General features: G+C 60.2%; 22 protein-coding genes, 1 tRNA gene and 1 pseudogene. 6 read left to right on the top strand and 18 right to left on the bottom strand.

Going from position 1 to position 24,388, the window contains the following annotated elements; genetic code table 11:
* Window positions 1-6 precede the first annotated feature (6 nt).
* Window positions 7-864 carry an MOSC domain-containing protein gene (locus QA644_RS04655; RefSeq protein ID WP_283071291.1) on the top strand — a complete coding sequence of 286 codons (858 nt, stop codon included), beginning with the start codon at window positions 7-9 and terminating at the stop codon, window positions 862-864.
* Here the strand turns inward: QA644_RS04655 and QA644_RS04650 are convergent.
* The 11 genes and pseudogenes from QA644_RS04650 to rpoZ form a co-directional block, all read right to left on the bottom strand.
* On the bottom strand, window positions 861-1,856 hold the full coding sequence (locus QA644_RS04650) for an aldo/keto reductase (RefSeq protein ID WP_283071290.1): 996 nt from the start codon (window positions 1,854-1,856) through the stop codon (window positions 861-863). The two genes, QA644_RS04655 and QA644_RS04650, sit on opposite strands and share 4 nt — an antisense overlap.
* Before the next feature lie 98 nt (window positions 1,857-1,954).
* A complete protein-coding gene (recO, locus tag QA644_RS04645) occupies window positions 1,955-2,728 on the bottom strand; it encodes a DNA repair protein RecO (protein ID WP_074067155.1) in 774 nt (257 codons plus the stop codon).
* A gap of 54 nt (window positions 2,729-2,782) precedes the next feature.
* Window positions 2,783-3,193, bottom strand: a pseudogene (locus tag QA644_RS04640) (hypothetical protein); the annotation flags it as partial.
* A 257-nt stretch (window positions 3,194-3,450) separates the two neighbouring features.
* A complete protein-coding gene (era, locus tag QA644_RS04635) occupies window positions 3,451-4,392 on the bottom strand; it encodes a GTPase Era (RefSeq protein ID WP_283071289.1) in 942 nt (313 codons plus the stop codon).
* A 7-nt stretch (window positions 4,393-4,399) separates the two neighbouring features.
* A complete protein-coding gene (rnc, locus tag QA644_RS04630; RefSeq protein ID WP_074067152.1) occupies window positions 4,400-5,119 on the bottom strand; it encodes a ribonuclease III in 720 nt (239 codons plus the stop codon).
* Complete coding sequence (gene lepB / locus QA644_RS04625) at window positions 5,116-5,859, bottom strand: signal peptidase I (protein ID WP_039846693.1); 744 nt, start codon at window positions 5,857-5,859, stop codon at window positions 5,116-5,118. Before lepB ends, rnc begins: the two co-directional genes overlap by 4 nt.
* Before the next feature lie 114 nt (window positions 5,860-5,973).
* A complete protein-coding gene (acpS, locus tag QA644_RS04620) occupies window positions 5,974-6,378 on the bottom strand; it encodes a holo-ACP synthase (protein WP_022714639.1) in 405 nt (134 codons plus the stop codon).
* 25 nt (window positions 6,379-6,403) lie between these two features.
* Window positions 6,404-6,994 (bottom strand): DUF2062 domain-containing protein, encoded by a 591-nt coding sequence (locus QA644_RS04615; protein WP_283071286.1) that lies wholly within the window; start codon window positions 6,992-6,994, stop codon window positions 6,404-6,406.
* 145 nt (window positions 6,995-7,139) lie between these two features.
* Window positions 7,140-7,289, bottom strand: coding sequence for a DUF3563 family protein (locus QA644_RS04610; protein ID WP_074067150.1), 150 nt, complete (start codon window positions 7,287-7,289; stop codon window positions 7,140-7,142).
* Window positions 7,290-7,453: 164 nt separating this feature from the next.
* On the bottom strand, window positions 7,454-9,667 hold the full coding sequence (locus QA644_RS04605) for a bifunctional (p)ppGpp synthetase/guanosine-3',5'-bis(diphosphate) 3'-pyrophosphohydrolase (RefSeq protein WP_074067149.1): 2,214 nt from the start codon (window positions 9,665-9,667) through the stop codon (window positions 7,454-7,456).
* Between the two features lie 120 nt (window positions 9,668-9,787).
* Window positions 9,788-10,192: a DNA-directed RNA polymerase subunit omega gene (gene rpoZ, locus QA644_RS04600; protein ID WP_022714636.1), complete on the bottom strand. Its 405-nt coding sequence runs from the start codon at window positions 10,190-10,192 to the stop codon at window positions 9,788-9,790.
* A 295-nt stretch (window positions 10,193-10,487) separates the two neighbouring features.
* On the opposite strand from rpoZ, the gene QA644_RS04595 reads away from it, so the two are divergent.
* Window positions 10,488-11,069, top strand: a complete 582-nt coding sequence (locus QA644_RS04595) for an NYN domain-containing protein (RefSeq protein WP_022714635.1) — start codon at window positions 10,488-10,490, stop codon at window positions 11,067-11,069.
* A 3-nt stretch (window positions 11,070-11,072) separates the two neighbouring features.
* Here QA644_RS04595 and QA644_RS04590 read toward each other — a convergent pair whose 3' ends face one another.
* From QA644_RS04590 to dapA, 3 genes are all read right to left on the bottom strand, one after another.
* Window positions 11,073-11,489 carry a DUF3830 family protein gene (locus QA644_RS04590; protein ID WP_133939409.1) on the bottom strand — a complete coding sequence of 139 codons (417 nt, stop codon included), beginning with the start codon at window positions 11,487-11,489 and terminating at the stop codon, window positions 11,073-11,075.
* A gap of 3 nt (window positions 11,490-11,492) precedes the next feature.
* Entirely contained in the window at window positions 11,493-11,972 is a 480-nt protein-coding gene (gene smpB / locus QA644_RS04585; protein ID WP_022714633.1) for an SsrA-binding protein SmpB, read from the bottom strand.
* 113 nt (window positions 11,973-12,085) lie between these two features.
* Complete coding sequence (gene dapA, locus QA644_RS04580) at window positions 12,086-12,970, bottom strand: 4-hydroxy-tetrahydrodipicolinate synthase (protein ID WP_283071280.1); 885 nt, start codon at window positions 12,968-12,970, stop codon at window positions 12,086-12,088.
* A gap of 215 nt (window positions 12,971-13,185) precedes the next feature.
* Between dapA and QA644_RS04575 the strand changes: the two genes are divergently transcribed.
* Window positions 13,186-15,261, top strand: coding sequence for a transglycosylase SLT domain-containing protein (locus QA644_RS04575; RefSeq protein ID WP_283071278.1), 2,076 nt, complete (start codon window positions 13,186-13,188; stop codon window positions 15,259-15,261).
* Between the two features lie 58 nt (window positions 15,262-15,319).
* Window positions 15,320-16,213 (top strand): alpha/beta hydrolase, encoded by an 894-nt coding sequence (locus QA644_RS04570; protein ID WP_283071276.1) that lies wholly within the window; start codon window positions 15,320-15,322, stop codon window positions 16,211-16,213.
* Between the two features lie 100 nt (window positions 16,214-16,313).
* Here the strand turns inward: QA644_RS04570 and QA644_RS04565 are convergent, their stop codons facing one another.
* The 4 genes from QA644_RS04565 to QA644_RS04550 all read right to left on the bottom strand — a co-directional run bounded on the left by QA644_RS04565 (window position 16,314) and on the right by QA644_RS04550 (window position 21,260).
* Complete coding sequence (locus QA644_RS04565) at window positions 16,314-17,372, bottom strand: porin (RefSeq protein ID WP_283071274.1); 1,059 nt, start codon at window positions 17,370-17,372, stop codon at window positions 16,314-16,316.
* A gap of 1,295 nt (window positions 17,373-18,667) precedes the next feature.
* Window positions 18,668-18,758 (bottom strand) — tRNA-Ser (locus QA644_RS04560).
* An 83-nt stretch (window positions 18,759-18,841) separates the two neighbouring features.
* The gene (locus tag QA644_RS04555; protein WP_283071273.1) at window positions 18,842-20,059 is read right to left on the bottom strand and encodes an FAD-dependent oxidoreductase; all 1,218 of its coding nucleotides are present in this window, start codon (window positions 20,057-20,059) and stop codon (window positions 18,842-18,844) included.
* 85 nt (window positions 20,060-20,144) lie between these two features.
* Complete coding sequence (locus tag QA644_RS04550; RefSeq protein ID WP_283071272.1) at window positions 20,145-21,260, bottom strand: Gfo/Idh/MocA family oxidoreductase; 1,116 nt, start codon at window positions 21,258-21,260, stop codon at window positions 20,145-20,147.
* Between the two features lie 209 nt (window positions 21,261-21,469).
* On the opposite strand from QA644_RS04550, the gene QA644_RS04545 reads away from it, so the two are divergent.
* Both QA644_RS04545 and iolC read left to right on the top strand, forming a co-directional pair.
* Entirely contained in the window at window positions 21,470-22,342 is an 873-nt protein-coding gene (locus QA644_RS04545; RefSeq protein ID WP_239594830.1) for a MurR/RpiR family transcriptional regulator, read from the top strand.
* Window positions 22,343-22,434: 92 nt separating this feature from the next.
* Entirely contained in the window at window positions 22,435-24,369 is a 1,935-nt protein-coding gene (gene iolC / locus QA644_RS04540; RefSeq protein WP_283071270.1) for a 5-dehydro-2-deoxygluconokinase, read from the top strand.
* Window positions 24,370-24,388 lie beyond the last annotated feature (19 nt).

Here is a 24,388-nt window from a genome sequence, read left to right as displayed (position 1 = left end):
AACGAAATGCGCGTCAGCGATCTTTTTATCTATCCGCTCAAGAGCGCCCGCGCCATCGCCATCCCTTTCTCGGCGGTAGACGCCTTCGGCCTTCCCGGCGACCGGCGCGCGATGGTGACGGATCCTGACGGACATTTCATCACGCAACGCGAATTGCCGGCACTCGCCCGGATCGAAGTCCAGCCTGAGCCGGAGGCTTTCCGGCTGGTGATGACGGGGAAGCCGGATATCGCCGTCCCGCCGCCGCAGCCGGACCGCCGCATGGATGTCGTCGTCTGGAAATCCCTGGTGAATGCCGCAGTTGCCGACGACGAAAGCAATGCGCGGCTTTCCGAATGGCTCGGACGGGACGTGAAGCTGGTCTTCTTCGATAGTCAGGCGCAGCGCATCGCCAACCCCGAATGGGCAGGCGGTGAGACCCCCATGACATTCGCGGACGGCTATCAGATCCTGGTGACAACGACCGGCTCACTGAAAGCGCTCAACGCCAACCTCGCCTCGCATGCGGAGGGCAGCGTCGGCATGGAGCGCTTCCGGCCGAACATCGTTATCGATACGGACGAAGCCTGGCCGGAGGACCGCTGGGCGGCAATCGAGATCGGCGGCATCCGTTTCGATCTCGTGAAACCCTGCGCGCGCTGCATCATGACGACGCAGGACCAAATGACGGGCTCGCGCGAGGTGCCAAACCCGATGCCTGCCATGGGCCGCATCCGCATGTCGGCAGACCGCCGCGTGCGCGGCGCGATTTTCGGCTGGAATGCCGTACCGCTCGGCACCGGCCGGATCGCCATCGGCGATGCCGTCACCATCATTGAGGAACGGCCGGAAGGCTGGGCTTTCAAGGTGCGCGCGGCGGGTTAGCGGCCGGCTAGCGCCGCATCGATCCGTGCCATCACATCCCGTGGCAGCGTTCCCTTTTCCAAAGCGCCGGCGTTTTCCTCAACCTGGGCGACTGTGCGAAAACCGGGAATGGGCAGCGTGCGCGGCGAGCGTGCCCATAACCACGCAAGAGCGCCTTGTGTCAGCGTGCGGCCGCCGGTGGTCAGCAGGTCGCGAACGGCTTCCAAACGGGCTGCGAATTCCGGCGCGATGCGCCCATCCTTGAAATAAACCATCCAGTCGAGGCTCGTGGCGCGGACATCCTTGGCGCCGACTGTCTTCTCCGGCGTAAACTTGCCGCTCAGAAGCCCCATCGCCAGCGGTCCGCGGTTGATCGACAGCAGGCCGTTCTTCTCGACTACATCGACCATGGCCGGCACCGGCTCAAAGACATTCATCGTGTGCTGTATGGATACGAAGCCCTTGCAACCTGCGTGGCGGGCGGCGCGATCCGGGAAGTCCGTGCTCCAACCGAAGGCGTCGATCTTACCCTCTGCCCTGAGTGCCTCGAGTACATCGAAAACTTCGTCCGACGCTTCCAGCGGGAAATCGTTCAGGTGGAACTGCAGGAGATCGAGCCGCTCGCGCTTCAGCCGGCGCAGCGACGTTTCCGCCGATTGGCGAATGAAGGCTGGATCGGCAAAGGCGCCCGTTGCCTGCTTCGTTTTCTCGTCCGTGGCAAAACCGAATTTCGTGGCAATAACGATATCGTCGCGATTGCCGATCGCGCGGCCAACGACTTCTTCCGAATGCCCGGCGCCATAGTTCGAAGCCGTGTCGAAAAAGCGGATGCCGAGATCGACGGCGCGATGAATGGCCTCGATCGACTCGTCATCGCCGACCTCCCCCCAGCCGAGTGGCACGTCGCCTGCGAAGAACGGCCCTCCGATCGCCCAGCAGCCCATGCCGAGCCTCGGGATTTCGCGGCCATTCCAGAGCGTGATCGTTGTCGCATTATCTGTCTTCGTCAGCATGAAAGTCCTCCAAAGCAATATGAGCAGACATAGGCAGGACGCCGGAACGGATAAACCTCCAATTCCGCAGCATGTTTTTCAGCAGTGAAAAACCGCCCTCAGGCCGAGAGCTCGTCCGGCGCTGGAGGAACGGCCCCGAGAGACGAATTGAGTGCCTTCAGGGCTGCCTGAATGAAGCCGTCGCGGGCTGCAGTCGCTTCGATCCCGCGCGGCTCGTAGACGTGGCGATGCAAGAAAAAGCCCGTCAGGCGAAAGGCCGCGCTCAGACTGTCGAAGTCTGCGGCATCATTGCCGTCGGCGCGGAGAAAGCCCGGAAGCACGAACATCTTGTCCGCCCAGGGGGCACCGGCTGACCGGCTGACCGCCCGGCCGGATTTCGGCGAGACATAGGCAAGATCGGTCCGCGCGCCCGTTGCGGCGCATTCGGCAAGGTCAAGGCCGAAGCCGAGGTCGTTGAGGACGGCGAGCTCGAAGCGGACGAAAAGTTCACCGGCATCCGCCGGATTGTGGAGATTGTCGAGGATGACTTCGAGCGCATCGTAAAGATGCGGATGCGGGTCGCGCTCCGGCAAAAGCCGCAAAAGAGCGCCCATCGCCTGCACCCCATAGACGGCGGTGGCTGTTTCCATGAGCTGTGCTGCGCGCAACCGCAGCGGCTCGACGCGGAATTCGCCGAGATGCTCGTCGAGGCGCGCGCGCCAGATGACATCCACCTCATTGCCGGGCTGCAGTACCGGCTGCATCGCGCGCGAACGGCCGGAACGCACCAGCCCGAGATGCCGGCCCCGAGCACGCGTCATCACCTCGGCAATGACGCTGGTCTCGCCGTGGCGTTTGACGCCAAGAATGATTGCATGATCCTGCCACTGCATGGCGAACGACCCTCAAGCTTGCGGAATTGATCCTAAAGCAAGCACAGCCCTATGTCATGAAGCCGGGTCCAATTCGGCAGTCGGAAAGAGCTTCTCGAGGAATTCGCGCATCGCACCTTCGTCGAAGGGCTTTACGAGAAGCGGCACATCCTGGAGGTCCGGTGGGAAGTCCCGCGTATCGGAATAGCCGCTGACGAAGCCGAAAGGGATGCCCGTGTCATTCAAATGCCGGGCAAAGCCGAAGCTCATCGCCTCGCCGAGATTGACGTCGAGTAGCGCGAAATCATAGCTTTCCGACTTCACGGCATCCATCGCCTGATCGAGGCCGCTTGCGATATCGATGGCCCCCACGCCGACGGCGCGGAGCATATCTTCCGCTTCCATCGCGATGATGAGACTGTCTTCAAGGACCAGAACACGGCTTGCGTTCATGATCTCCGCGCCCTTCGCTGAACGCCGTTTACGGCGCACACCGTCTGCATAACCCGCATCTCTACCTCTGGTACCCCCTTATGCCCGGTTAGCGGGCTATAGGCCATGCCACCTGAGTGAGCCGCTTTTCCGATTCTGTCGATAAGAAGCAAAATCGGAGGAAAAGTGGCATCACCGACCTTATTTTCTGTTTGACCGATTTGCATTCAAAAAAGACATGGCCGCAGAAATTTTATGAGCAGCCGCCTGGTTTCGCCAAGCCATTCGAGCTGCCGGTCTCTCTCAATCGGTCAACGCGGAAAGTCGAGCCCCATTTCCCGGAACCGCTCCGGGTCATCGCCCCAGTTCTCGCGAACCTTGACGAAGAGGAACAGGTGCACCGGCTGTTCAAGGATTTCGGCGAGTTCCTTTCGGGATGCCGAGGAGATCGCCTTGATCGTCTCGCCACCCTTGCCAAGCGTGATCTTCTTCTGGCTGTCGCGCTCGACATAGATCACCTGCTCGATACGGACCGAGCCGTCCTTGCGCTCTTCCCATTTTTCCGTTTCGACGTGGGAGGAATAGGGAAGCTCCTGGTGCAGACGCAGGAAGAGCTTTTCGCGGGTGATCTCGGCGGCGAGCTGGCGCATCGGCAGATCGGAAATCTGATCTTCCGGATAGTACCACGGGCCTTCGGGCAGGGTCTTGGCCAGATAATCCATGACGTCGTCGCAGCCGGAGCCGTTCTCCGCCGAGATCATGAAGGTCTGCTCGAAGGCGATCTTCTCGTTCGCGGCAGCGGCCAGCGCCAGCAAGTCTTCGCGCCTGACGCGGTCGATCTTGTTGAGCAGGAGTATCTTCGGCTGTCGCACCTCCTTGAGCCCTTCCAGGATCGCCTCCGCGTCGCCGCGCAGGCCGCGCTCGCTGTCAATCAGCAACATGATGAGATCGGCATCCTTGGCCCCGCCCCAGGCCGACGTGACCATGGCGCGGTCCAGTCTGCGGCGCGGCTTGAAGATGCCGGGCGTATCCATGAAGACGATCTGCGCATTGCCATGGATCGCGATGCCGCGGACAATGGCGCGCGTCGTCTGCACCTTGTGGCTGACGATCGACACCTTGGCACCGACAAGGCGGTTTACCAAGGTCGATTTTCCGGCATTGGTCGGGCCTATCAGGGCGACGAAGCCGGAATGCGTTTCGCCATTGGTTTCAGCGGCGACTTCATGCGCCATATCGTTTTCTTCCGTCATTGTCCCGTCAATTTCCGGCAGAGGCTTTCAGCCAAATGCCTTCGCGTTCCAGCATCTTTGCTGCGGCGACCTGTTCGGCCGCACGCTTCGAGCGCTCGACTCCCGTTTCCGGCTTCACGCCGACCACTTCCACCGTCACCGTGAAGCGCGGATCATGATCCGGCCCGGTGCGTTCTTCAACCCGATATTGCGGCGTGACGCCGAATTTCGCGTGCGCCCATTCCTGCAGTTCGGTCTTGGCGTCCCGCTTTGCGCCGTCGGCGCGGGTCGCCCGCTTTTCCCAGTATTTCAGGATGAAGCGGCGGGCGACCTCAAGACCGCCATCGAGATAGAGTGCCGCGATCAGGCTTTCGACTACATCGGCGCGCACGTTCATCATGCGCTTGCCGGTGAGCTTCTTGACGTCGGAGCCTGTGCGGACAAAAAGGTGTAGACCCAGTTCGTCGGCCACTTCCGCGCAGGTCTCGGCGCTGACCAGCTGGTTCAGGCGCACCGACAGCTCGCCCTCCCCGGCAGTCCCGAAAGTGCGAAAAAGCAGTTCGGCGATGCACAGGCCCAGCACACGGTCGCCCAGGAACTCCAGACGTTCGTAATTGGCGCCCTTCTGCGTGCGGGCGCTCGCATGCGTCAAAGCCCGGTCCAGGCGCTCCTTCCCGGCGAACTCGTGGCCGATCAAGGCTTCAAGCCTCGTCCGGTCCGCCGCCGAAAGCGTCTGCACTTTGCTCATTCAACAACCTTGAAGAGGCGGTCCCACCGCATGTTGGCCGGCCATTTCCAGATTTCGCGGAACGACGTGTCGTTGCCGAGCGAGAAGAAGATGACGCTGGCGCGGCCGACGAGGTTTTCCGCCGGAACGAAGCCGACGTCGAAACGGCTGTCGAGAGAATTGTCGCGGTTGTCGCCCATCATGAAGTAATGGCCTTCCGGCACGACGAAATCCTGGGTGTTGTCGCCGCGCGAAACGGGCGACTGGTCCAGCGTGTCGTAGGTCTTGCCATCGTCGAGCGTTTCGCGGAACACCGGCACGTCTTCGCCCGGATCGAGCTTGTAGTCCGAGGTAAAGGCGCCGTCGGCCACCTTCGGAACCGGCTTGCCATTGATATGGAGCACGCCATCCGTCACCTGGATATGGTCGCCCGGCAGGCCGACGACGCGCTTGATGTAGTCGATGTCCGGGTTCGGGGGGAAGCGGAAGACGACGATATCGCCGCGATTCGGCTCGGAGCCGAAGATGCGGCCGCTGAAAAGGTTCGGCGAAAAAGGCAGCGAGTATTTCGAATAGCCGTAAGCGAATTTGTTGACGAAGATGTAGTCGCCGACGAGCAGGGTCGGCATCATCGATCCGGATGGTATCGTGAACGGCTGGAAGAAGACCGTCCGGATCACCATCGCCAGCAACAATGCCTGAATAATGACTTTAATATTTTCCCAAAGGGCGTTCGGCTTAGTATCGGCTTTTTCGGACACGCAGTCTTGTTCCTTAAAGGCGCCGCAGCGGCGCATTCTCTGTTTGCTTCTCTCTAGCGGCTTCGGCGGGTGGCGGCAATGCCGCGAACATTAAAAGCGACCACACGCCGCTCCTCACGCGCTTTCCGGCAGGGCTTCGATGATCACGAATGCCTGAGCAAGCGGATAATCATCGGTTATCGTCAAATGCACCATCGCCCTGTGTCCGGCAGGCAGCATGGACTGAAGCACGACAGCGGCGCCGCCCGTCAGCTGCATCGTCGGCTTGCCGCTCGGCAGATTGACGACACCCAGATCCTTCCAGAAAACGCCCTGCGCCATGCCCGTGCCGAGCGCCTTCGAACAGGCTTCCTTGGCGGCAAAACGCTTCGCATAGGATTCGGCGCGGTTGGCGCGGCGGTCGGAGCGCGCCCGCTCGATCTCGGTGAAGCAACGGTGGGTGAAGCGCTCGCCGAAGCGCTCAAGCGACTTTTCGACACGGCGGATGTCGATGAGATCACTGCCAATGCCGATGATCATGCGATGCCTCTCTGTCGAAACGAAATCATACAGTCGGAATATCCTGCGTGGGATGGGCAAGGTGAAGGCGCGCCCGCTCCATCAGCCTCTCGCGGCGGCGGACCTGAAAACCCTTCACGGTGTAGAACGTCAGAATATAAAGCACAACGGAGCTGATGGCGGCCGGAGGAATGGCGCCGATCAGCATGGGCTCGAGCACCGGCTTCCAGAGCTCGGTGAAACGGAGCTTGTGAAAAAGCTCCATCAGATCGACGGACTGCCCGGCCATCGCATTTTCGCGCATGAGCAGCAGATGACCGATTTCCCAGGTCGCCGCCCAGATGAAGGGATATGTGAGGGGATTGCCGAAGGCCGCCGTGCCGAGCGCGGCCGCAACCATGTTTCCGGAGAGGAAATAGGCAAGCACGAAGGCCATGATGAAATGCACGCCGATGAACGGCGTCCAGGATACGAAGACGCCGGCTGCAACGCCCATTGCCACGGCGTGCGGCGAAGCCGTCAGGCGCAGGATGCGCATCTTCAGATAGCGCAGCGGACGCAGAAAGCCCTTGCGGGGCCAGAACAACTCTCGCGTCCTTTCACGAAATCCTGCAGGTTTTCTACGGCGAAACAGCATGGCGGCTATTTAGGGCAGCGCAGGTCGCCATGACAAGAGCAGTCAAAAGTCTCGGGGCTCGCCTCAGCCGCCGCCGAAGCTCTTCACCGAAGGGCGCGCGTCATGCATGGCGCCCTTTTGCATCCTTGGAAGTCTAGACCCGCAATCAACGGCTACGGAACAGGCCCCGGTCAACCTGACGCTGACGGTATTCAAGATCAATACGGTCATACGAACCGTTGAGGTATGCCATTTCACGTTCTTGTACGCTTGGAACGCGAAGAGCGCGGGCGATTTTCTTGATCGGAGTAAACATAGCGTTGGCTCTTTCTTTCGTTCATTCTCTGATGACCGGAAGATAGGTGCTGCAGCGCACAATTACCAACGCTCTAATATAGGCACAGCCATGCAAGACGTGCATGCCTTGCCTTCTCGGTACGCGAATTCTCCAACAAAGCGATTATAAAATGTGCAGACGCCTCAGTCGTAGAGGCGCCGCACCGTCGCAATGCAATCCAGATCCTTCAGTTGCGCGAGCAGCTGGTTGAGCTGGCGGAGATCCCATACTTCGACATCGACCGCCATTTCGGTGAAGTCGGCGGCGACGCGCACCGTGTTTAAGGAACGGATATTCACGTCAAGGCCTGCAACGGATTGCGCCACCTTGGCCAGCGTGCCCGGCTCGTTCAGTGCGTTGATGAGCACGCGCGCCATGAAGCGCGACTTGTTGGCCTCGTCCAGGTCCCACCGCACATCGATCCAGCGATCGGGCTGATCATCGAAACGTTGCAGCGCCGACGACTGGATCGGGTAGATGGTGATGCCCTTCCCCTTCTCCATGATGCCTACGATGCGATCGCCGGGCACGGCGCCTGCGGGTGCGAACTGCACGGCGATATTGCCGGAAATGCCGCGGATCGGGCCCATATCGGCATCCGTCTCCGCCTCCGTCTTGGCCTTGTCTGGAACCTTGAAGATCATGCCAGAGGCGCTGCGGACATTGAACCAGCCGTCGTCGCCGCTCGGCTTGACGGTGACACGCTCATCCTGATGGTCAGGATAGACAGCGCGCAGGACATCGAGCGACGACATCTCGCCCCGGCCGACGGCGGCGATCGCGTCCTCGACATCCTTCTGGCCGAGGCGGTGCAGCGCCGGCTTCATCGCGTCCCGGGAAAATATCTTCCCCGCCCGCTCGAAGGTGCGCTCCAGAATGCGATGGCCGAGGCCGGCATATTGCTTGCGAATGGCCAGGCGCGTGGCACGGCGGATTGCGGCACGCGCCTTGCCGGTCACGACGATCTCCTCCCACGCAGCTGGCGGCACCTGCACGCCGGAGCGGATGATCTCGACCTCGTCGCCATTCGCAAGTCTTGTCACCAGCGGCATGATGCGGCCGTTGATCTTGGCGCCAACCGTCGTGTCGCCGATATTGGTGTGAACGGCATAAGCAAAGTCGATCGGCGTTGCGCCGCGCGGCAAGGCGATCAGTTTGCCCTTCGGCGTGAAGCAGAAGACCTGGTCCTGGAATAGCTCAAGCTTGGTGTGTTCGAGGAATTCCTCGGGGCTATCGCCTTCGGCCAGCGCCTCGATCGTGTGGCGGAGCCATGAATAGGCATTGGACTCGCGCGAGAGAATATCGCCCTCGGTATTGGTCGCGCCGTCCTTGTAAAGGGCGTGCGCGGCGATGCCGTATTCGGCGATCTCATGCATGCGCTTGGTGCGGATCTGCAGTTCGATGCGCTGGCTGGAGGGGCCGACGATCGTCGTGTGCAGCGAACGGTAGTCGTTCTGCTTTGGCGTTGAGATGTAATCCTTGAAGCGGCCAGGCACGACGCGCCAGCGCATATGAACGATGCCGAGCGCGCGATAGCAGGCTGGAACGTCCTCGACGAGGATGCGGAAGCCATAGACATCCGAAAGCTGCTCGAAGGAAAGCGACTTCGATTGCATCTTGCGGAAAACCGAGTACGGCTTCTTCTGGCGCCCCTTGACCTTAGCCGTCGTCAAGCCGTTGGCCACCAGCAGATCGCGCAGTTCCGTTTCGATCTTCTTGACCAGGCCCTCGTTGCGCTGCGAGAGTTCCTGCAGACGCTTCGTGACGGTTTCGTAAGCCTCCGGGTTGATATGGCGGAAGGAAAGCTCCTCCAGCTCATCGCGCATGTCCTGCATACCCATGCGACCCGCAAGCGGCGCATAGATCTCCATCGTCTCCTCGGAGATACGGGCACGCTTGTCAGCCGACATATGATCGAGCGTTCGCATATTGTGCAGGCGGTCGGCCAGCTTGACGAGCAGCACGCGGACATCGTCGGAGATCGCAAGCAGCAGCTTGCGCAGGTTCTCCGCCTGCTTGGCCTTTTTGGTGACGAGATCGAGCTTCTTGATCTTCGTCAAGCCTTCGACCAGCCGGCCGATATCTTCGCCGAAGAGCTCGTCGATTTCGGCGCGTGTCGCCGTCGTATCCTCGATCGTATCATGCAGCAGAGCGACGGCAATGGTCGACTCGTCGAGATGCATGTCCGTCAGAATCGCGGCGACTTCGAGCGGATGGGAGATATAAGGATCACCACTGGCGCGCTTCTGCTGTCCATGCTTCTGCATGGCATAGACATAGGCCTTGTTCAGCAGAGCTTCATTGGCGTCGGGCTTGTATTTCTGCACCCGCTCCACGAGCTCGTACTGCCGCATCATCCCGGAACTACTCCAATAAAAACAAAAGCGCGCCAATCACCGATTGGCGCACGCACTGGTCATAATATGCCTTAGCAATAAAGGCGCAAGATTGACGATTGGTAATCGTCTCGCGACGTATCAGTAGTCGTCGCTCTTTTCCGGAGGCACAAGACCCTCGATGCCGGCCAGAAGCTCTTCTTCCGACATCTGATCGAAAGTGATCGTCTCGGGCTGATCGTCCTGCTCCTCGCCTTCCGCAGCCGCAACGCCACCAGCGGCAATGAGGCTTGCCGGATCGGGCTCGGGCTCGTCGACTTCGACGTGCTTCTGCAGCGAGTGGATGAGGTCTTCCTTCAGATCGTCGGGAGACAGCGTTTCATCGGCGATTTCGCGCAGCGCCACGACGGGGTTCTTGTCGTTGTCGCGATCGATGGTGATCGAGGCACCCTGGGAAATCAGCCGGGCGCGGTGGCTGGCAAGCAGAACCAGCTCGAAGCGGTTCTCAACTTTGTCGATGCAATCTTCAACTGTGACGCGGGCCATTGCCTGTCCTTTACGGTCGTGATTTCGGGATTAGAACGCCCGATACAATTAAAAGCCGACGAATTCAAGTTTTTCATGCACCGCCCCGCCGTTTATGGGTCGTCCTGCTAAAATTTTCGAGTGAATGTGACAATTCCACCGTTAGTTGCTTGGAATATGCCGAATCGTGCCCTAAATCTCCTTTATATGAATAATTCATAAATTAAGAATTATTCTTTCTTCGTTAACTAAGCCATTGTTTTTATGGAATTTTGACCGAAGAAGATTTGGATTACTCTAATTGGATTGGCAAGCGATGTTCGACCCACGCGAAAAAATTGCACTCTTCATAGACGGCGCCAACCTCTACGCTGCATCCAAGAGCCTCGGCTTTGATATCGATTATCGCAAGCTGTTGAAAGCGTTCCAGAAACGCGGTTACCTGCTGCGCGCCTACTATTACACCGCGCTGATCGAGGATCAGGAATATTCCTCCATCCGCCCGCTGATCGACTGGCTCGATTACAACGGATACAAGGTCGTCACCAAGCCTGCCAAGGAATTCACCGACTCCATGGGCCGCCGGAAGATCAAGGGCAACATGGATATCGAACTGGCGATCGACGCCATGGAGCAATCCGAAACCGTCGACCACCTTGTCATCTTTTCCGGCGACGGCGATTTTACCACCCTTGTGGAAGCCCTTCAGCGCAAGGGCCGCAAGGTGTCGATCATCTCCACGATGGCGACGCAGCCGCCCATGATCGCCGACGACCTGCGCCGCCAAGCGGATCACTTCATCGATCTGCTGTCGCTGAAAAGCGAGATCGGCCGCGACCCGTCCGAACGCCCGCAGAAGCCTGTCGAGATCGCCCCGGCGAGCGACTTCGAGGAGTAATTCTCAATCCAAAGCCTCAAACAGGATCGGCTGGGCGCCTTTCCAGAGCACCAGTTTGCCCATGTCATCGAGTTGTTCGCAGCCTTCGACGATCGTCAGGAAATGATTGCCGGCAAGAGCGCCCATCTTGCTCGCAAATGACGAGCTGCCATAGGCAAAGAGCAGCTCTGTCTCGCTGTGCCCGCCCGGATAAAGCAGGATATCGCCACGCGACGGATGGCAGGTGTGATTTTCGAAATCCACGCCGAACTGATAATCGCCGAGCGGCACCCAGATCGCCTCCCCGCTCCATCGCGAATGGATAGTCTGATTTCGAAAGGGCAGCAGCGACGTGAACGCCGCGCAGGTTTTCGGCGCCTTTTCGACCTCCAGCTTCGCCACGAAGACTTGCGACGCCACCGAAATCTTCAGCCTTCGCATCGCTTAGCCATTGTCCTTCAGCAGGCGGCTCTTCTGCCTGTTCCAATCGCGCTCCTTCTCGGATTCGCGCTTGTCGTGCAGCTTCTTGCCCTTGGCGAGCGCCAGTTCCATCTTCGCCCGGCCGCGGTCATTGAAATAGATTTTCAACGGGATCAGCGTCATGCCTTCGCGGTTGATGCCGGCACGCAATCTGTTGATCTCGCGGCTCGAAAGCAGCAGCTTGCGGCGGCGGCGCGGCTCGTGGTTGAAGCGGTTGGCCTGCAGATATTCCGGCAGGTAGGAATTGATCAGCCAGATCTCGCCGCCTTCATCCGAAGCATAGGATTCAGCGATATTGGCCTTGCCTTCGCGCAAGGACTTGACTTCGGTGCCCATCAGAACGAGCCCGGCTTCATATGTATCGATGATTTCGTAGTTGAAGCGGGCCTTGCGGTTTTCGGCTACGACCTTCTTCACGATACGCTGGCTGCCTTTGGGGGCCATCACTCAATCCAATCCTTGCGGACGCGCAAAACCGCGCGCCCTCATTTCCTGCCCTTATGTAGGGGAGCAGCCGAAACTTGTGAAGACGGACGCAACCCGCCTTCCAGCTTCGCTCAGTTCAGCAGACGGGCGTGACGCATCGCGGCATCGATTGCCGCTTCTGTCGCCGGCTCCAGCGTGGAGATCAGCGGCGAGCGTACGTTGCGGCTCATGCGTTCGAGCCTAGAGAGGCCGTATTTCGCGCCGCAGAGGCCCGGCTCCAGGAAGATCGCCTTGTGCAGCGGCATCAGGCGGTCCTGATATTCGAGCGCCTTATTGTAATCGCCGGCAAGCGTTGCCGCCTGGAATTCTGCACAGAGACGCGGCGCGACATTCGCCGTTACCGATATGCAGCCAACACCGCCATGGGCGTTGAAGCCGAGTGCCGTCGCATCCTCGCCCGAGAGTTGGCGGAAATCCTTGCCGCAAGTAATGCGCTGTTCGGAAACGCGCTCGATCTTGCCGGTGGCATCCTTGACGCCGACGATGTTCGAATGCGCCTTGGCAAGCGCGCCCATCGTTTCCGGCGTCATGTCGACCACCGAGCGGCCGGGGATGTTGTAGATATAGATCGGCAGCCTGACGGCCTCGGCGATGGCCGAGAAGTGCGCGATCAGGCCCTTCTGGGTCGGCTTGTTGTAATAAGGCGTGACGACGAGCACGGCATCGGCGCCCGCCTTTTCGGCATGCTGGGCAAGCTCGATCGCCTCGCGCGTATTGTTCGAGCCGGCGCCCGCCATGACCGGTACGCGCCTGGCCGCCGCTTCGATGCAGATTTCCACGACCCGTTTGTGCTCGCCATGCGACAGCGTCGGAGACTCGCCGGTCGTGCCGACCGGAACAAGACCACTGCTGCCTTCCCTGATTTGCCAATCGACATGGGAAGCGAAGGAGGCTTCATCCACCAGTCCGGCATCAGTGAAGGGGGTGACGAGGGCGGGAATGGATCCCTTAAACATGCGCAACTCCTCACGGCCGATATCCACGCTTCAGCCGCATTCCTTGAATATAGGTTGCGCACCATAAAGCGGCGAAATCGCCGCGACAAGCGCGCATGGATCGGTTTAGGGCAAATTCCGACATCAAATGTGAACGAATTTTACCGGTTTCGGTAAGGTTTCATTAAGAGGCCTGTTGCGAAACTCGAGGCATATTTTCCTGACGAGTATCCCGGATGAAAAAAGCTGTGTTGATCCTCTCCACCCTCGGCCTTGCGGCCGCCGCGTGGAGCAGCGCCGCCTCGCCGCTGCCTGACACGGGCGCTCCGGTACCCGAGGTAAGGCCGATCGGCTTCGTGCCGCAAACCTCGGCACCTGAATCGATCATGACCGGCGCCATCCCGCGCAGCACGACCGTCGCGCCCATGAGCGGAAACCTGAAGGCCGGATTAGATGCGCTTTCCAGCAAGAATGCGCAGCAGGCGATCTCGATCCGCAACGGCATGGCCAAGGGCACGCTCGACCGGCATATCCTGACATGGTCGATCGCCGTTTCCGGCATCAAGGGCGTGCCTTCCTATGAAATCGCAGGCGCGGCACAGGAACTCAAAGGCTGGCCGGGACTTACCAAGCTGCGCGCTTATTCCGAGCGCGCACTCTACGACGAAAATCCGGACCCGGCTGCAATCCTTGCGGCTTTCGGCGACACCGCGCCGGAAACGACCCCAGGCGCGATGATCCTCTCGCGAGCGCTGGTCTCTGCCGGCAGACAAACGCAGGCCGCGAAACATATCCGCAAGGTCTGGCGCAGCGAAGCACTCGACAAGGACACCGAAGACAAGATCCTGGCGGAGTTCTCAGCACTGCTCGGCGCCGCCGACCACAAGGCGCGCATGGAATATCTGATGTATCGCGGCCGGACGGCGCAGGCCAAGCGCTTCGGCGACATGGGCCAGGCGCAGTCCCTCTACAACGCATGGTCGGCGGTCGCGAGCAAGGCGGCCAATGCCGGCGCGCTCCTTTATGCCGTCGATGGCAAATGGTCGAATGACCCAGGCTATCTGTTTGCCCGCATCGAATATCTGCGCAAGCAGGACAAATATGCCGAAGCCGCCAAGCTTCTGGCGCAAATGCCTTCGGCGCGCGATGAACTGGTGAATTCCGGCGAATGGTGGAACGAGCAGCGCATCGTCAGCCGCGGCCTTGTCGACCAGGGCCAGTTCAAGGCCGCCTACCGCGTCGTCGCCAACCACGTCGCGACGAACCCGGCAGATATTGTCGAAGCCGAATTCCACGCCGGCTGGTATGCGTTGCGCGGACTGCAGGATCCGGCGACGGCCGAGACGCATTTCCGCAAGATTCTTCAGGTTTCGAACGGTCCGATTTCCGTTTCGCGGGCCTGGTATTGGCTGGGCCGTGCCGCAGAAGCCGGCGGGGCGGGCAAATCCAGCGAATTCTACGCAAAAGCAGCAAACTTCCCGAGCACTTTCTACGGTCAGCTCGCAGCTGAGCGGCTGGGGCGCAAGACGCTCAACGTCTCCTATCCGTCGCCCACAAGGGAAGACCGGCAGCGCCTCCAATCCCGCGAAGCCGTTCAGGCGATTTCGCGCCTTGAGGCCGCAGGCCATGGCTGGCGTGCGGCAAGCCTTTACCTGGCGCTCGCCGAGCAGCTTCAAAGTGCCGGCGAACTTGCCATCCTGGCGGCGCAGGCGGAAGGCTCCGGCAACCATCACCTGTCGCTGCAGGTCGGCAAGATCGCCTATGCGCGCGGGATCGATGTCGCGGCGCTGGCCTTCCCTGTCGGCGTCATTCCCTCGAACGCGAATATCTCCGGCTCGGGCAAGGCGCTCGCCTATGCCATCGCAAGGCAGGAAAGCGCTTTCAACCCCGCCGCCGTCTCGCCCGCAAACGCCCGTGGCCTTCTGCAACTTTTGCCCGGGACCGCCAAGGCAGTCGCCAAGCGCCACAACATCACCTATTCAGCCGACAAGCTGACGGCGGACGCCGGCTACAACGCCACGCTCGGCGCGCATTATCTCGGCGAACAGATCGACGCCTTCGGCGGCTCCTACATCTTGACCTTTATCGCTTATAATGCCGGGCCGAAGCGCGTGCCCGAATGGATCAGCCGCTACGGCGACCCGCGCGGCAAATCCATCAATGAAATCGTCGACTGGATTGAGCGCATCCCCTTTCCGGAAACGCGCAACTATGTCCAGCGCGTGATGGAGAATTACGAGGTCTATAAGGCGCGGCTCGGGCAGACGCCGGATATCGAGCGCGACCTGATCGGCGGGCGGTCTTCATCCTGATCGATTTGCTTTGACGCTGAAGCAGGCTAGATTTCCTGAGCGCAACTGGGAAATCGCAATGTTTTCAAACACCACCGAAGGCTTCGAGGAGAAGACATACCTGTCAGTCGACGGGCTCAAGCTCTACGCCCGCGACTATGGAGCCGGGAATCCGTCGGCATTCGTCTCTCCGCCGGTAATCTGCCTTCCCGGCCTGACACGCAATTCCCGCGATTTTCATCAGCTTGCGCTGATCCTCTCGAAGGACCCGGAGCGTCCCAGACGCGTGATCGCGCTCGACTATCGGGGACGCGGCCGCTCGGCGTGGGACGATAACAAGCAGAATTACAATCTCGGCGTGGAAGCAAACGACGTTCTGACCGCCTGCGCCGCCTTCGGCATCACCCAAGCCGTCTTCATCGGAACGTCACGTGGCGGGCTGATCCTGCATCTGATCGCCGAGATGAAGCCGGAACTGCTGGCATCCGTGGTGCTCAACGATGTCGGCCCGGTGCTCGAACTAAAAGGGCTTCGGCATATTCAAGGTTATCTCGCAAATCCGCGAAAGCCCCGTGACTGGGACGATGCGGCCGGATTGCTTCGCGACCTGCACGAGGCCGAATTTCCCGCTCTTTCCGCCTTCGATTGGCGCGGCATGGCCCACGCAATTTATCGCGAAACCGATGATGGTTTGGTCACGGATATCGATCCGGCCATCGCCGAAGCAGTGATCGCTGCCGATTTCAGCAAGCCGCTGCCGGATCTTTGGAAGCCGTTCGACGCAATGGCGGCGATACCGCTGCTGGTTATCCGCGGCGAGACTTCAAAACTGCTGTCAAAGGCAACGGTCGAAGAGATGCTGCGGCGGCATCCGGCGGCACGGCAGTTCACAGCAAGATGTCAGGGACATGCGCCGCTGCTGCATCTCGATGATGTGGCGGAGGAAATCCGTCGCTTTCTCCGCGACCTCTAAAGGCTTCCGTCTCGGGGCCGTCGGAAGCAGACACCCGCAAAGCAAAAGCCCGGCTCGAAAGCCGGGCTTCCCGATTTGACCGAAGTCAGATCAGATTAGATTAGAACGAACGCTGCAGGCGGAAGAAGCCCGTTACGCCGTCTTCGTCAGAAACACCATTGTCGTGGTCCTGGCTGATGTAGTTAACGGTCACCTTCGTCGTCAGGTTCTCGACGATTTCGTAGTCGAGCGTAACGCCAGCGCGCCATTCGCTGCCACCGTCGAAATCGTCATCCACCGGGTCGATGTCGATGTTGTTGGTGTACTGAACAGCCGGGGTGATGGTGAACTTGTCAGTTGCCTTGACAGCATACTGAGCAGCAATAGCCCATTCGCCGTTGTCATAGTAGTCGCTCGGGCCGCTCGCCCAGACGCCGGCGAGACCGAAGGTGCCCGGGCCGATGTCTGCGTAGATGATGCCACGGACAGCACCATCGGCGCGGTCGAGGTCGTAGCCGGCGAGAAGTTCCCAGCTGAGGGCGCCGAACTTGCCGCCGACAGCAGCGTCGATACCGACGTTGTTGCCACCGTTGTCGAGACCCAGACCGGTACGGGTCAACTCTTCAACAGCAATACCGGCGTAGAAGTCGCCAGAGTCGTACTGGTAGCGGATCGCGTTGAAGTTGGTGTTGTTGTTGATAACTTCGGTTTCACCGGAGAAGTCAGCATCCCACCAGTTGACGAACTTACCAACGCGGAAGCCGGCGATGTCGATGTAGGCTTCGTCGATAACCGTGTCGTTCTGATCAGCCTGGCTGTTGGCAACACCGTTCGGGCGGAAGTTTGCCTGATAGACGATAACGCCGGTGAGCGGACCGTATTCAGTGTCGCTTTTCGCCGTGAAGGCAACCTGACCGCGGGTACGGGCCGACCAGTCTTCGCCGCCGCCGTTATCAGCGAGGTCGCCGAACGTGAAGTCGGTCTGGAAGCGGATGTAACCTTCGATCTTCAGGCAGGTTTCCGTGCCCGGGATGTAGAAGTAGCCGGTGCCGTAAGCGTCGCAGACGCGAACGTATTCAACCGGTTCCGGCTCAGCAGCGACGATAGCGTCAGCGGCCTGAGCACCGGAAACTACTGCGAGAGCAGCAGCGGAGCCGAGAAGAAGGCTCTTGATGTTCATAGTGACCTCCAATTCAAAGTTTCGATCGGGTTTGGGATTTTTCGCCTTGAGCAGCGTTCCCTGCCCCATCCCCATGTTTCAAGAAGTCGGACGATCAACCGCCCTCGCTTCCGAGGTTGAAAATACAAGACCGCGCCTGTCACGCAATCACCAACTTACTCCTTTGTGGTATTTGCATCAGCCTTACCGCCGCCCTGTTGCTGAAAGGCCACAAGTTGGGCAGGCGTCGCCGCATTTCTTTATGGTTTGTTAAGAAACTGCCGGTTTTGCAGGGGTTTAGCATCGCCTCACATGTATGGCATGACGCATCCTGTGCCGCATTGATACCAATTTCCAGCCGGATTCGGCGGCTTTTATGACAGCCCCGCAATGCGACCGTGGATGAGGGGGCATCCGAATTGACGATGCTTCACCGCAGGAATCACTTCCGGGTGAGAATTGATTCTCTTCAGCCGATTCTGGCGCGGAGGGATTCGATTTCAGGGGATGCGTATCGGCCGAGGGCAGAACAAACCGATTTTATGATTTTTCCCCCCGACCTGACAGTTAGGGTGATTGCCCGGCAGGAGCTGGTCGCAGTTTATACCGGAACGCGATTGTCGGCGATGGTCAGGCAGCAATGGATGCCAAACATCCCACGGCAGGGTCGAACTTGACGCGGGTATTTTCTACCGGAAGGCTCAGGGAGCGCGTCTGCAAAGACACCGGGGACGATCCCTCCCCGGCTTCTGACCTTCCTGCGCTACTGACGCGAGGCGGACAAGAAGATCGACAAGGCGAAGTCAGCGCTGCACGTCATCAGCTACTACGGCGCCAAGTGATCAAACCGCACAAGGCTTTTCGCGCGGTTCGTGCCGAGCTAAGCTGGGGGCGAATATGACGCCACATGTGCTCGGGCATACCCGTGGAACGTGGCTGGCGAATGCAGGGGCTGGGTTCGAGAAGCATCGGCTTCGCTAATTACGACCGACGAATTTGAGCGGACGTACCTGCACAACGATCCGAGTTTTCAGCAGAAAGCCGCAAACGCGGCTGAAACTGTGCGCAATCTGTGCGGATGCCACCGCACTTCTCACGTCATTGGGGCCCGACCCGAGAGATAGGTGACATTGGCCCCGGCAGCCATTCGCTGAACCGCGGCCAGCTTAAACTCGCGACTGAACCGCCGCCCAGGATCGTCCGTCCTCATCAGTCCTCCTAACAGAGAACTGCTACCATTTTTCTGTCTCAAAATCGGGGTGCACTACACTTAGGTAAGATCGTTGCCTATGTGTGCGGGTCGGACACGCGTTTCGTGGCGGAGAGGAAGGGATTCGAACCCTCGATACGCTTTTGACGTATACTCCCTTAGCAGGGGAGCGCCTTCGACCACTCGGCCACCTCTCCGGTGGGAGCCCTGATAGAGTCATTCGGCAGGTGAAGCAAGCGCTTTTTCGGCTTCCACCCGGGAAGAAAACAATGCTGTGATCTTAAGCCAGCAACTGCTTGAGATCGGCGGCCGCGTCTGCCAGCACGGCCTTGTCGGGATTGATTTTTGTTTCCAGCAGCTTCTTGCCCGTCACATAGGCCTTTGCGTCATTGATCGCGTCGACGGCGATGAACTGGCCGTTCCTGAAATACCAGACGGAATGCGCGCCTTCGCGGGCGCCGGGGCGCAAAAAGGTTTCGTCGTAGCCGAGGTTGAAGCCGGCGATCTGCAGCTTCACGTCATACTGATCGGACCAGAACCACGGCTTCGGGTCATAGGGCGCGTCACCGCCGGCGATGACCGCAGCGACGGCTTCAGCCTGGTCGACGGCGTTCTGCACCGATTCGAGTCTTATCCGCCCATCCTGCCAGGGCTGCACGGCGCAATCGCCGGCGGCAAAGATCGACGTGTCCGAGGTGCGGGCGAATTCGTTGACGAGGATGCCGTTCGCAACGTCAAGACCGGCCTCCTTGGCCAGTTGGTCGTTCGGCACGACGCCGATGCCGACGATGGCGAAATCGATCTCGATCACCGAGCCGTCAGAGAGCTCAGCGCCGCAAACATGCCCATCCCTGCCGACGAGACGCTTAAGCCCGGTCTTTTCGCGGATCACGACATCATGGCTCTCGTGGATCGCGCGGATGATATCGGCCGTTTCCTTGGCGGCAACGCGCTGGAGAATGCGGTCGGCCATTTCGATGACGGTCACTTCGAGGCCGCGATAGCGCGCAACGGCTGCCGCTTCGAGACCGATATAACCGCCGCCTATAATAAGGACGCGCCGGCCTGGCCGCATCTCGTTGGCGAGAAGGTCTGCATCGCGCTTGTCGCGGGCGACATAGACGCCGTCGAGGTCGCCGCCGACGGCTGCCGGCAGCCTGCGCGGCGCCGAACCCGTGGTCAGCGCCAGCGTGCCGTAGTCAAGGATCGAGCCGTCCTGCAGCGCGACCTGTTTCTTGTCGCGGTCGATCTGCTCGACCCAGGTCGCGAGGCGGATTTCGACATTATTGTCTGGATACCAGTGCTCGGGGCGGAACAGCAGGCGGTCGAAGGTCATCTCGCCGAGCAGGTATTTCTTCGAAAGCGGCGGCCGCTGGTAGGGCAGAACGTCCTCGGCGCCGATAATGGTGATTGGGCGGGTGTCGTGCAGCGCGCGCAGCTTTGCGGCCATCGCGAAGCCCGCCTGCCCCGCACCGATGATTATCAGTCTGTCCGTCACGATCCCACTCCCAAAAGCAGCGTTATTATAGAGGCGAGACGTAGCCCCCGCCCTTGGCGCCGTCAACAGGAAGCGATCTTGCCCGTCAGCCGATCGCGATCCAGCGGCGCTCGTGGAAGGACTGTGCCATGGCATGCACCGACCTCTCTATCCTGAGACCGTCTTCGAACGTGACCAAGGACGACGGCTGACCGGAAATGGCGCGGATCAGCTCGCGGCATTCGATGATCTTCAGGTCGTTGAAGCTAAGGCCATGGCCCGGCGCGGGAATGAAGCGGTCATAAGGCTGGTGGGCGGGCGCTGCGAGGATCTTGCGGAAGCCCTGCTCGGTGCCGCGGCCTTCGGCCTGATAGAGCTCGAATTCGTTCATGCGTTCCTGATCGTAGGCGATCGATCCTTTCGATCCAAAAATCTGCAGTGCGATGCGGCCCTTGCGGCCCCAGGCGGCACGGTTTGCCATCAGTACGGCGGAGATGCCGCCGCCAAGACGCATCAGGACGTTTGCGCCATCGTGATTCTCGACCGCACGGCGACCGCCTTCCATGAGCGGACGGTCGGCATAAGGTTTCACCATGTCGGTAATGACCGCTTCGACGTGGCCGAAGAGATACCAGAGCAGCGAGAGCGGATGCACGGCGAAATCGTCAAGCGCGCCGTAACCGGAAGACAGTTCACTCTTCCAATAGAAGGGGCCTTCCGGATCCGCCATGAAATCCTCATCCATCTCGACGCGGATGTGGTTGACAGCGCCGATCGCAGCCTCACCGATCAGCGTCTTGATGTGCCGCATGACCGGGTTCTGGATATAGTTGTATCCAAGAACGGCTACCTTGCCGGAAGCCCTCGCCGCTTTCAGCATGTGCTCCGCATCGGCATAGGCGGGAGCCATCGGCTTTTCGCACCACACATGTTTTCCGGCCTCGAGCGCCGCAATTGCCATTTCGGCATGGAACTGGTTCGGTGTGGTAACGGAGACGACATCGACGTCCGGATCGGCAATCAGCGCTTTCCAGTCGGCCGTCGCCTTTTCGAAGCCGAATTCGGCGGCGCGCGATTTCGCGAGGTCTGCGTTGGCTTCGGCGAGATGCACGAGCCTTGGACGCTCGACATCGCCGAAGACAGCCTTCACCGCATTCCAGGCCAGCGCGTGGCACTTGCCCATATAACCGGTGCCGATCAAACCGATGCCGAGTGGTTTCATTTTCCGTACTCTCCTCCATGTCCGCGGTGATTTTTGGAATATTTGGACCGTTTTGACAAGGCGGCACGGATGCGTCATTTGCGTCAGGCGATGTCGAATATTGTTCAAAACCCTTGATTTCGAGGGAATTAAAAACCGTTAGGATCGAAAAGCGAAATCATTTATGCTTTTGAATATGGAATATTTGTTTCATCCTATGGACCGCCTGCATGGATAACGACACCAAGAGATTTGTGCGCGTGCCCCGCGATTTCGAAAGCCTGCGCAGCACGATCATCGAGCGCAAGGCAAGCATGCCGAAGCGGTTGGCCCAGGTCGCCGCCTTTGCGCTCGGCAATCCGGACGAGATTGCCTTCGGCACGACGGCGAGCATCGCGGTGGCTTCGGACGTCCAGCCGTCGACGCTGGTGCGGCTCGCCCGTCACCTCGGCTATGAGGGCTTCTCCGATCTCCAGAGTATTTTCCGCGAGCGGCTGCGCGACCGGACGCTGAGCTACGAGGAGCGCCTCGCCACGCTGGAGCGATCCGAAGGTGACGAAGATGCCAATCTGCTCTCAGGGTTCATCGCCGCGGCCACCCAATCCATCAACCGCATGGCGGCGACCGTCGAGACGGAGACCTTCACGAGGGCCGTCGATATCCTGGCGGCGGCAGACACCATATATCTTATAGCGAAACGCCGCTCCTATCCGCTTACGGCGCATATGACATATGCCCTTTCGAAACTTGGCATCCGCCACCAGATCGTCGCTTCGCCGAATGGGGTCGATCCGGAGATGGTGCAGTTCGCAACGCCGAAGGATGCGGCGATCGCCGCCAGCTTCTCGCCCTACGCTGCCGACAGCCTCAGCCAGGCTGAAGGGTTGGCCGATCGCGGCGTGCCGGTCGTCGCGATAACCGATTCGGCTTTCTCGCCGCTTGCGGCCCGCGCCGCCTGCTGGTTCGAGGTTGCCGAAGCTGACTTTGCCGGCTTCCGCTCGCTTTCCGCCTCCATGGCGCTGGTGATGGCGCTGCCGGTGGCGATCGCCGAGCGCCGGCGCAAACTTCACCATCCCAAAACCGCAAAAGATAAAATGGAATAAATATTCCGAATTGACAAAAACTCGGAACCAATGTTTCATTATTTAGAATCTGCAGGCGGCAAGGTCCTGCAGGAATCTAGCGGGAGGACATCATGGCACATTCGAATCCGGCTCTGCAGCCCGAGCCGTCTCTTGATGTAATCACCATCGGCCGCTCTTCCGTCGATCTTTATGGCCAGCAGATCGGTTCGCGGCTGGAGGACATCGGCTCGTTCGCCAAATCCGTCGGCGGCTGCCCTGCCAATATCGCTATCGGCACGGCGCGCCTCGGCCTCAAGTCCGGCCTGATCACCCGCGTCGGCAACGAACAGATGGGCCGCTTCATCATCGAGCAGTCGGCGCGCGAAGGTGTGGAAACTAAGGGTATCCGGACAGACAACGAACGGCTGACGGCACTCGTGCTGCTTGCGGTGGAAGCAGAAGGCGTTTCGCCGATGATCTTCTATCGCTCGGACTGCGCCGACATGGCGCTCGACGAAGGCGATATCGACGAGGACTTCATCCAGTCGTCACGCGCGGTTCTCGTGTCCGGCACACATTTCTCGCGACCGAACACTGAGGCTGCGCAGCGAAAGGCGATCCGGATCGCCAAGGCCAATGGCCGCAAGGTGATCTTCGACATCGACTACCGGCCGAATCTCTGGGGGCTTGCCGGCCATGCCGAAGGCTTCGAGCGCTATGTGAAGTCCGACCGCGTCTCTTCGAAGATGAAGGAGACGCTGCCGGATTGCGATCTCATCGTCGGCACCGAGGAGGAAATCCTGATCGCGTCCGGCGCGGATGACGTGCTCGGCGCGCTCAAGGAAATCCGCCGCCTCTCGCCGGCAACGATCGTGCTGAAGCGCGGCGCGATGGGCTGCATCGTCTACGACGGACCGATTGCCGACGATCTGGAAGCAGGCATCATCGGCCAGGGCTTCCCGATCGAGGTCTTCAACGTGCTCGGCGCCGGCGACGCCTTCATGTCCGGCTTCCTGCGCGGCTGGCTGAAGGACGAGCCGCTGAAGACCTGCGCCACCTGGGCCAATGCATGCGGCGCCTTTGCCGTCTCCCGCCTGCTCTGCTCGCCGGAATATCCGACCTGGGCGGAGCTCGATTTCTTCCTGAAGAACGGTAGCGAGCACCGCGCGCTACGCAAGGACGAGGCGATCAACCACATTCACTGGGCTTCGACGCGCAAGGGCGATATTCCGCTGCTGATGGCGCTCGCCATCGACCATCGGTCGCAACTCACCAGCGTTTGCGACGAGTTGGGCGTCGACTACAAGAAGATCGTCGCCTTCAAGCGGCTGGCCGTCGAAGCGGCAGCGCGCGTTGCCGGCGGCCGCGACGGCTACGGCATGCTGATCGACGAGCGCTTCGGCCGTGACGCCTTCTTCGATGCGGCGAGCAAGAATTTCTCCTGGATCGGACGGCCGGCCGAATTGCCGGGCTCGAAGCCACTGCGCTTCGAGTTCAGCCAGGATATCGGCTCGCAGCTTGTCGAATGGCCGCTCGACCACTGCATCAAGTGCCTGTGCTTCTATCATCCAGATGATCCGACCGATCTAAAGAGCAAGCAGCAGGAGAAGCTGCGCACACTCTTCGAGGCCGCGCGCAAGGTCGGCCGCGAACTGCTGGTGGAAATCATCGCCAGCAAGAACGGCCCGCTGACCGACGACACGATCTCGACGGCGATGGAAGAGCTTTACGCGCTCGGTATCAAGCCGGACTGGTGGAAGCTGGAGCCGCAGGCCTCGACGGCTGCCTGGAGGAAGATCGACGCCGTGATCGCCAAGAACGATCCGTGGTGCCGCGGTATCGTGCTGCTCGGGCTGGAGGCGCCGGCCGAAGAGCTCGTGAAGGGCTTCGAGGCAACGCTTGCCGCCCCTTCGGTAAAAGGCTTTGCCGTCGGCCGCACCATCTTTGCCGATGCGGCGCGCGCCTGGCTCTCCGGCAATATGAATGACGAGGAAGCAATTGCCGACATGGCCGGACGCTTCCGCCGACTGACCGAGGCCTGGTTGAAAACCCGCGGCCTGCATTAATTAAGAGCATTTGGGAGGT

This window comes from Rhizobium sp. CC1099, from assembly GCF_029714385.1.
Taxonomy (GTDB): domain Bacteria; phylum Pseudomonadota; class Alphaproteobacteria; order Rhizobiales; family Rhizobiaceae; genus Rhizobium.
This window is presented reverse-complemented; position numbering and strand designations above follow the sequence as displayed.

Excerpts from the sequence above, each read along its gene's own strand:
- QA644_RS04565 (WP_283071274.1), bottom strand. The coding sequence starts at position 17,372 with ATGAACATCAAGAGCCTTCTTCTCGGCTCCGCTGCTGCTCTCGCAGTA.
- era (WP_283071289.1), bottom strand. The coding sequence starts at position 4,392 with ATGACGGAAGAAAACGATATGGCGCATGAAGTCGCCGCTGAAACCAAT.
- recO (WP_074067155.1), bottom strand. The coding sequence starts at position 2,728 with ATGCAGTGGCAGGATCATGCAATCATTCTTGGCGTCAAACGCCACGGC.
- QA644_RS04655 (WP_283071291.1), top strand. The coding sequence starts at position 7 with ATGCGCGTCAGCGATCTTTTTATCTATCCGCTCAAGAGCGCCCGCGCC.
- rpoZ (WP_022714636.1), bottom strand. The coding sequence starts at position 10,192 with ATGGCCCGCGTCACAGTTGAAGATTGCATCGACAAAGTTGAGAACCGC.
- acpS (WP_022714639.1), bottom strand. The coding sequence starts at position 6,378 with ATGATCATCGGCATTGGCAGTGATCTCATCGACATCCGCCGTGTCGAA.
- QA644_RS04605 (WP_074067149.1), bottom strand. The coding sequence starts at position 9,667 with ATGATGCGGCAGTACGAGCTCGTGGAGCGGGTGCAGAAATACAAGCCC.
- smpB (WP_022714633.1), bottom strand. The coding sequence starts at position 11,972 with ATGGCCCCCAAAGGCAGCCAGCGTATCGTGAAGAAGGTCGTAGCCGAA.
- rnc (WP_074067152.1), bottom strand. The coding sequence starts at position 5,119 with ATGAGCAAAGTGCAGACGCTTTCGGCGGCGGACCGGACGAGGCTTGAA.
- QA644_RS04570 (WP_283071276.1), top strand. The coding sequence starts at position 15,320 with ATGTTTTCAAACACCACCGAAGGCTTCGAGGAGAAGACATACCTGTCA.
- iolC (WP_283071270.1), top strand. The coding sequence starts at position 22,435 with ATGGCACATTCGAATCCGGCTCTGCAGCCCGAGCCGTCTCTTGATGTA.
- QA644_RS04610 (WP_074067150.1), bottom strand. The coding sequence starts at position 7,289 with ATGTTTACTCCGATCAAGAAAATCGCCCGCGCTCTTCGCGTTCCAAGC.
- QA644_RS04550 (WP_283071272.1), bottom strand. The coding sequence starts at position 21,260 with ATGAAACCACTCGGCATCGGTTTGATCGGCACCGGTTATATGGGCAAG.
- QA644_RS04615 (WP_283071286.1), bottom strand. The coding sequence starts at position 6,994 with ATGCTGTTTCGCCGTAGAAAACCTGCAGGATTTCGTGAAAGGACGCGA.
- QA644_RS04545 (WP_239594830.1), top strand. The coding sequence starts at position 21,470 with ATGGATAACGACACCAAGAGATTTGTGCGCGTGCCCCGCGATTTCGAA.
- dapA (WP_283071280.1), bottom strand. The coding sequence starts at position 12,970 with ATGTTTAAGGGATCCATTCCCGCCCTCGTCACCCCCTTCACTGATGCC.
- QA644_RS04595 (WP_022714635.1), top strand. The coding sequence starts at position 10,488 with ATGTTCGACCCACGCGAAAAAATTGCACTCTTCATAGACGGCGCCAAC.
- QA644_RS04575 (WP_283071278.1), top strand. The coding sequence starts at position 13,186 with ATGAAAAAAGCTGTGTTGATCCTCTCCACCCTCGGCCTTGCGGCCGCC.
- QA644_RS04590 (WP_133939409.1), bottom strand. The coding sequence starts at position 11,489 with ATGCGAAGGCTGAAGATTTCGGTGGCGTCGCAAGTCTTCGTGGCGAAG.
- QA644_RS04650 (WP_283071290.1), bottom strand. The coding sequence starts at position 1,856 with ATGCTGACGAAGACAGATAATGCGACAACGATCACGCTCTGGAATGGC.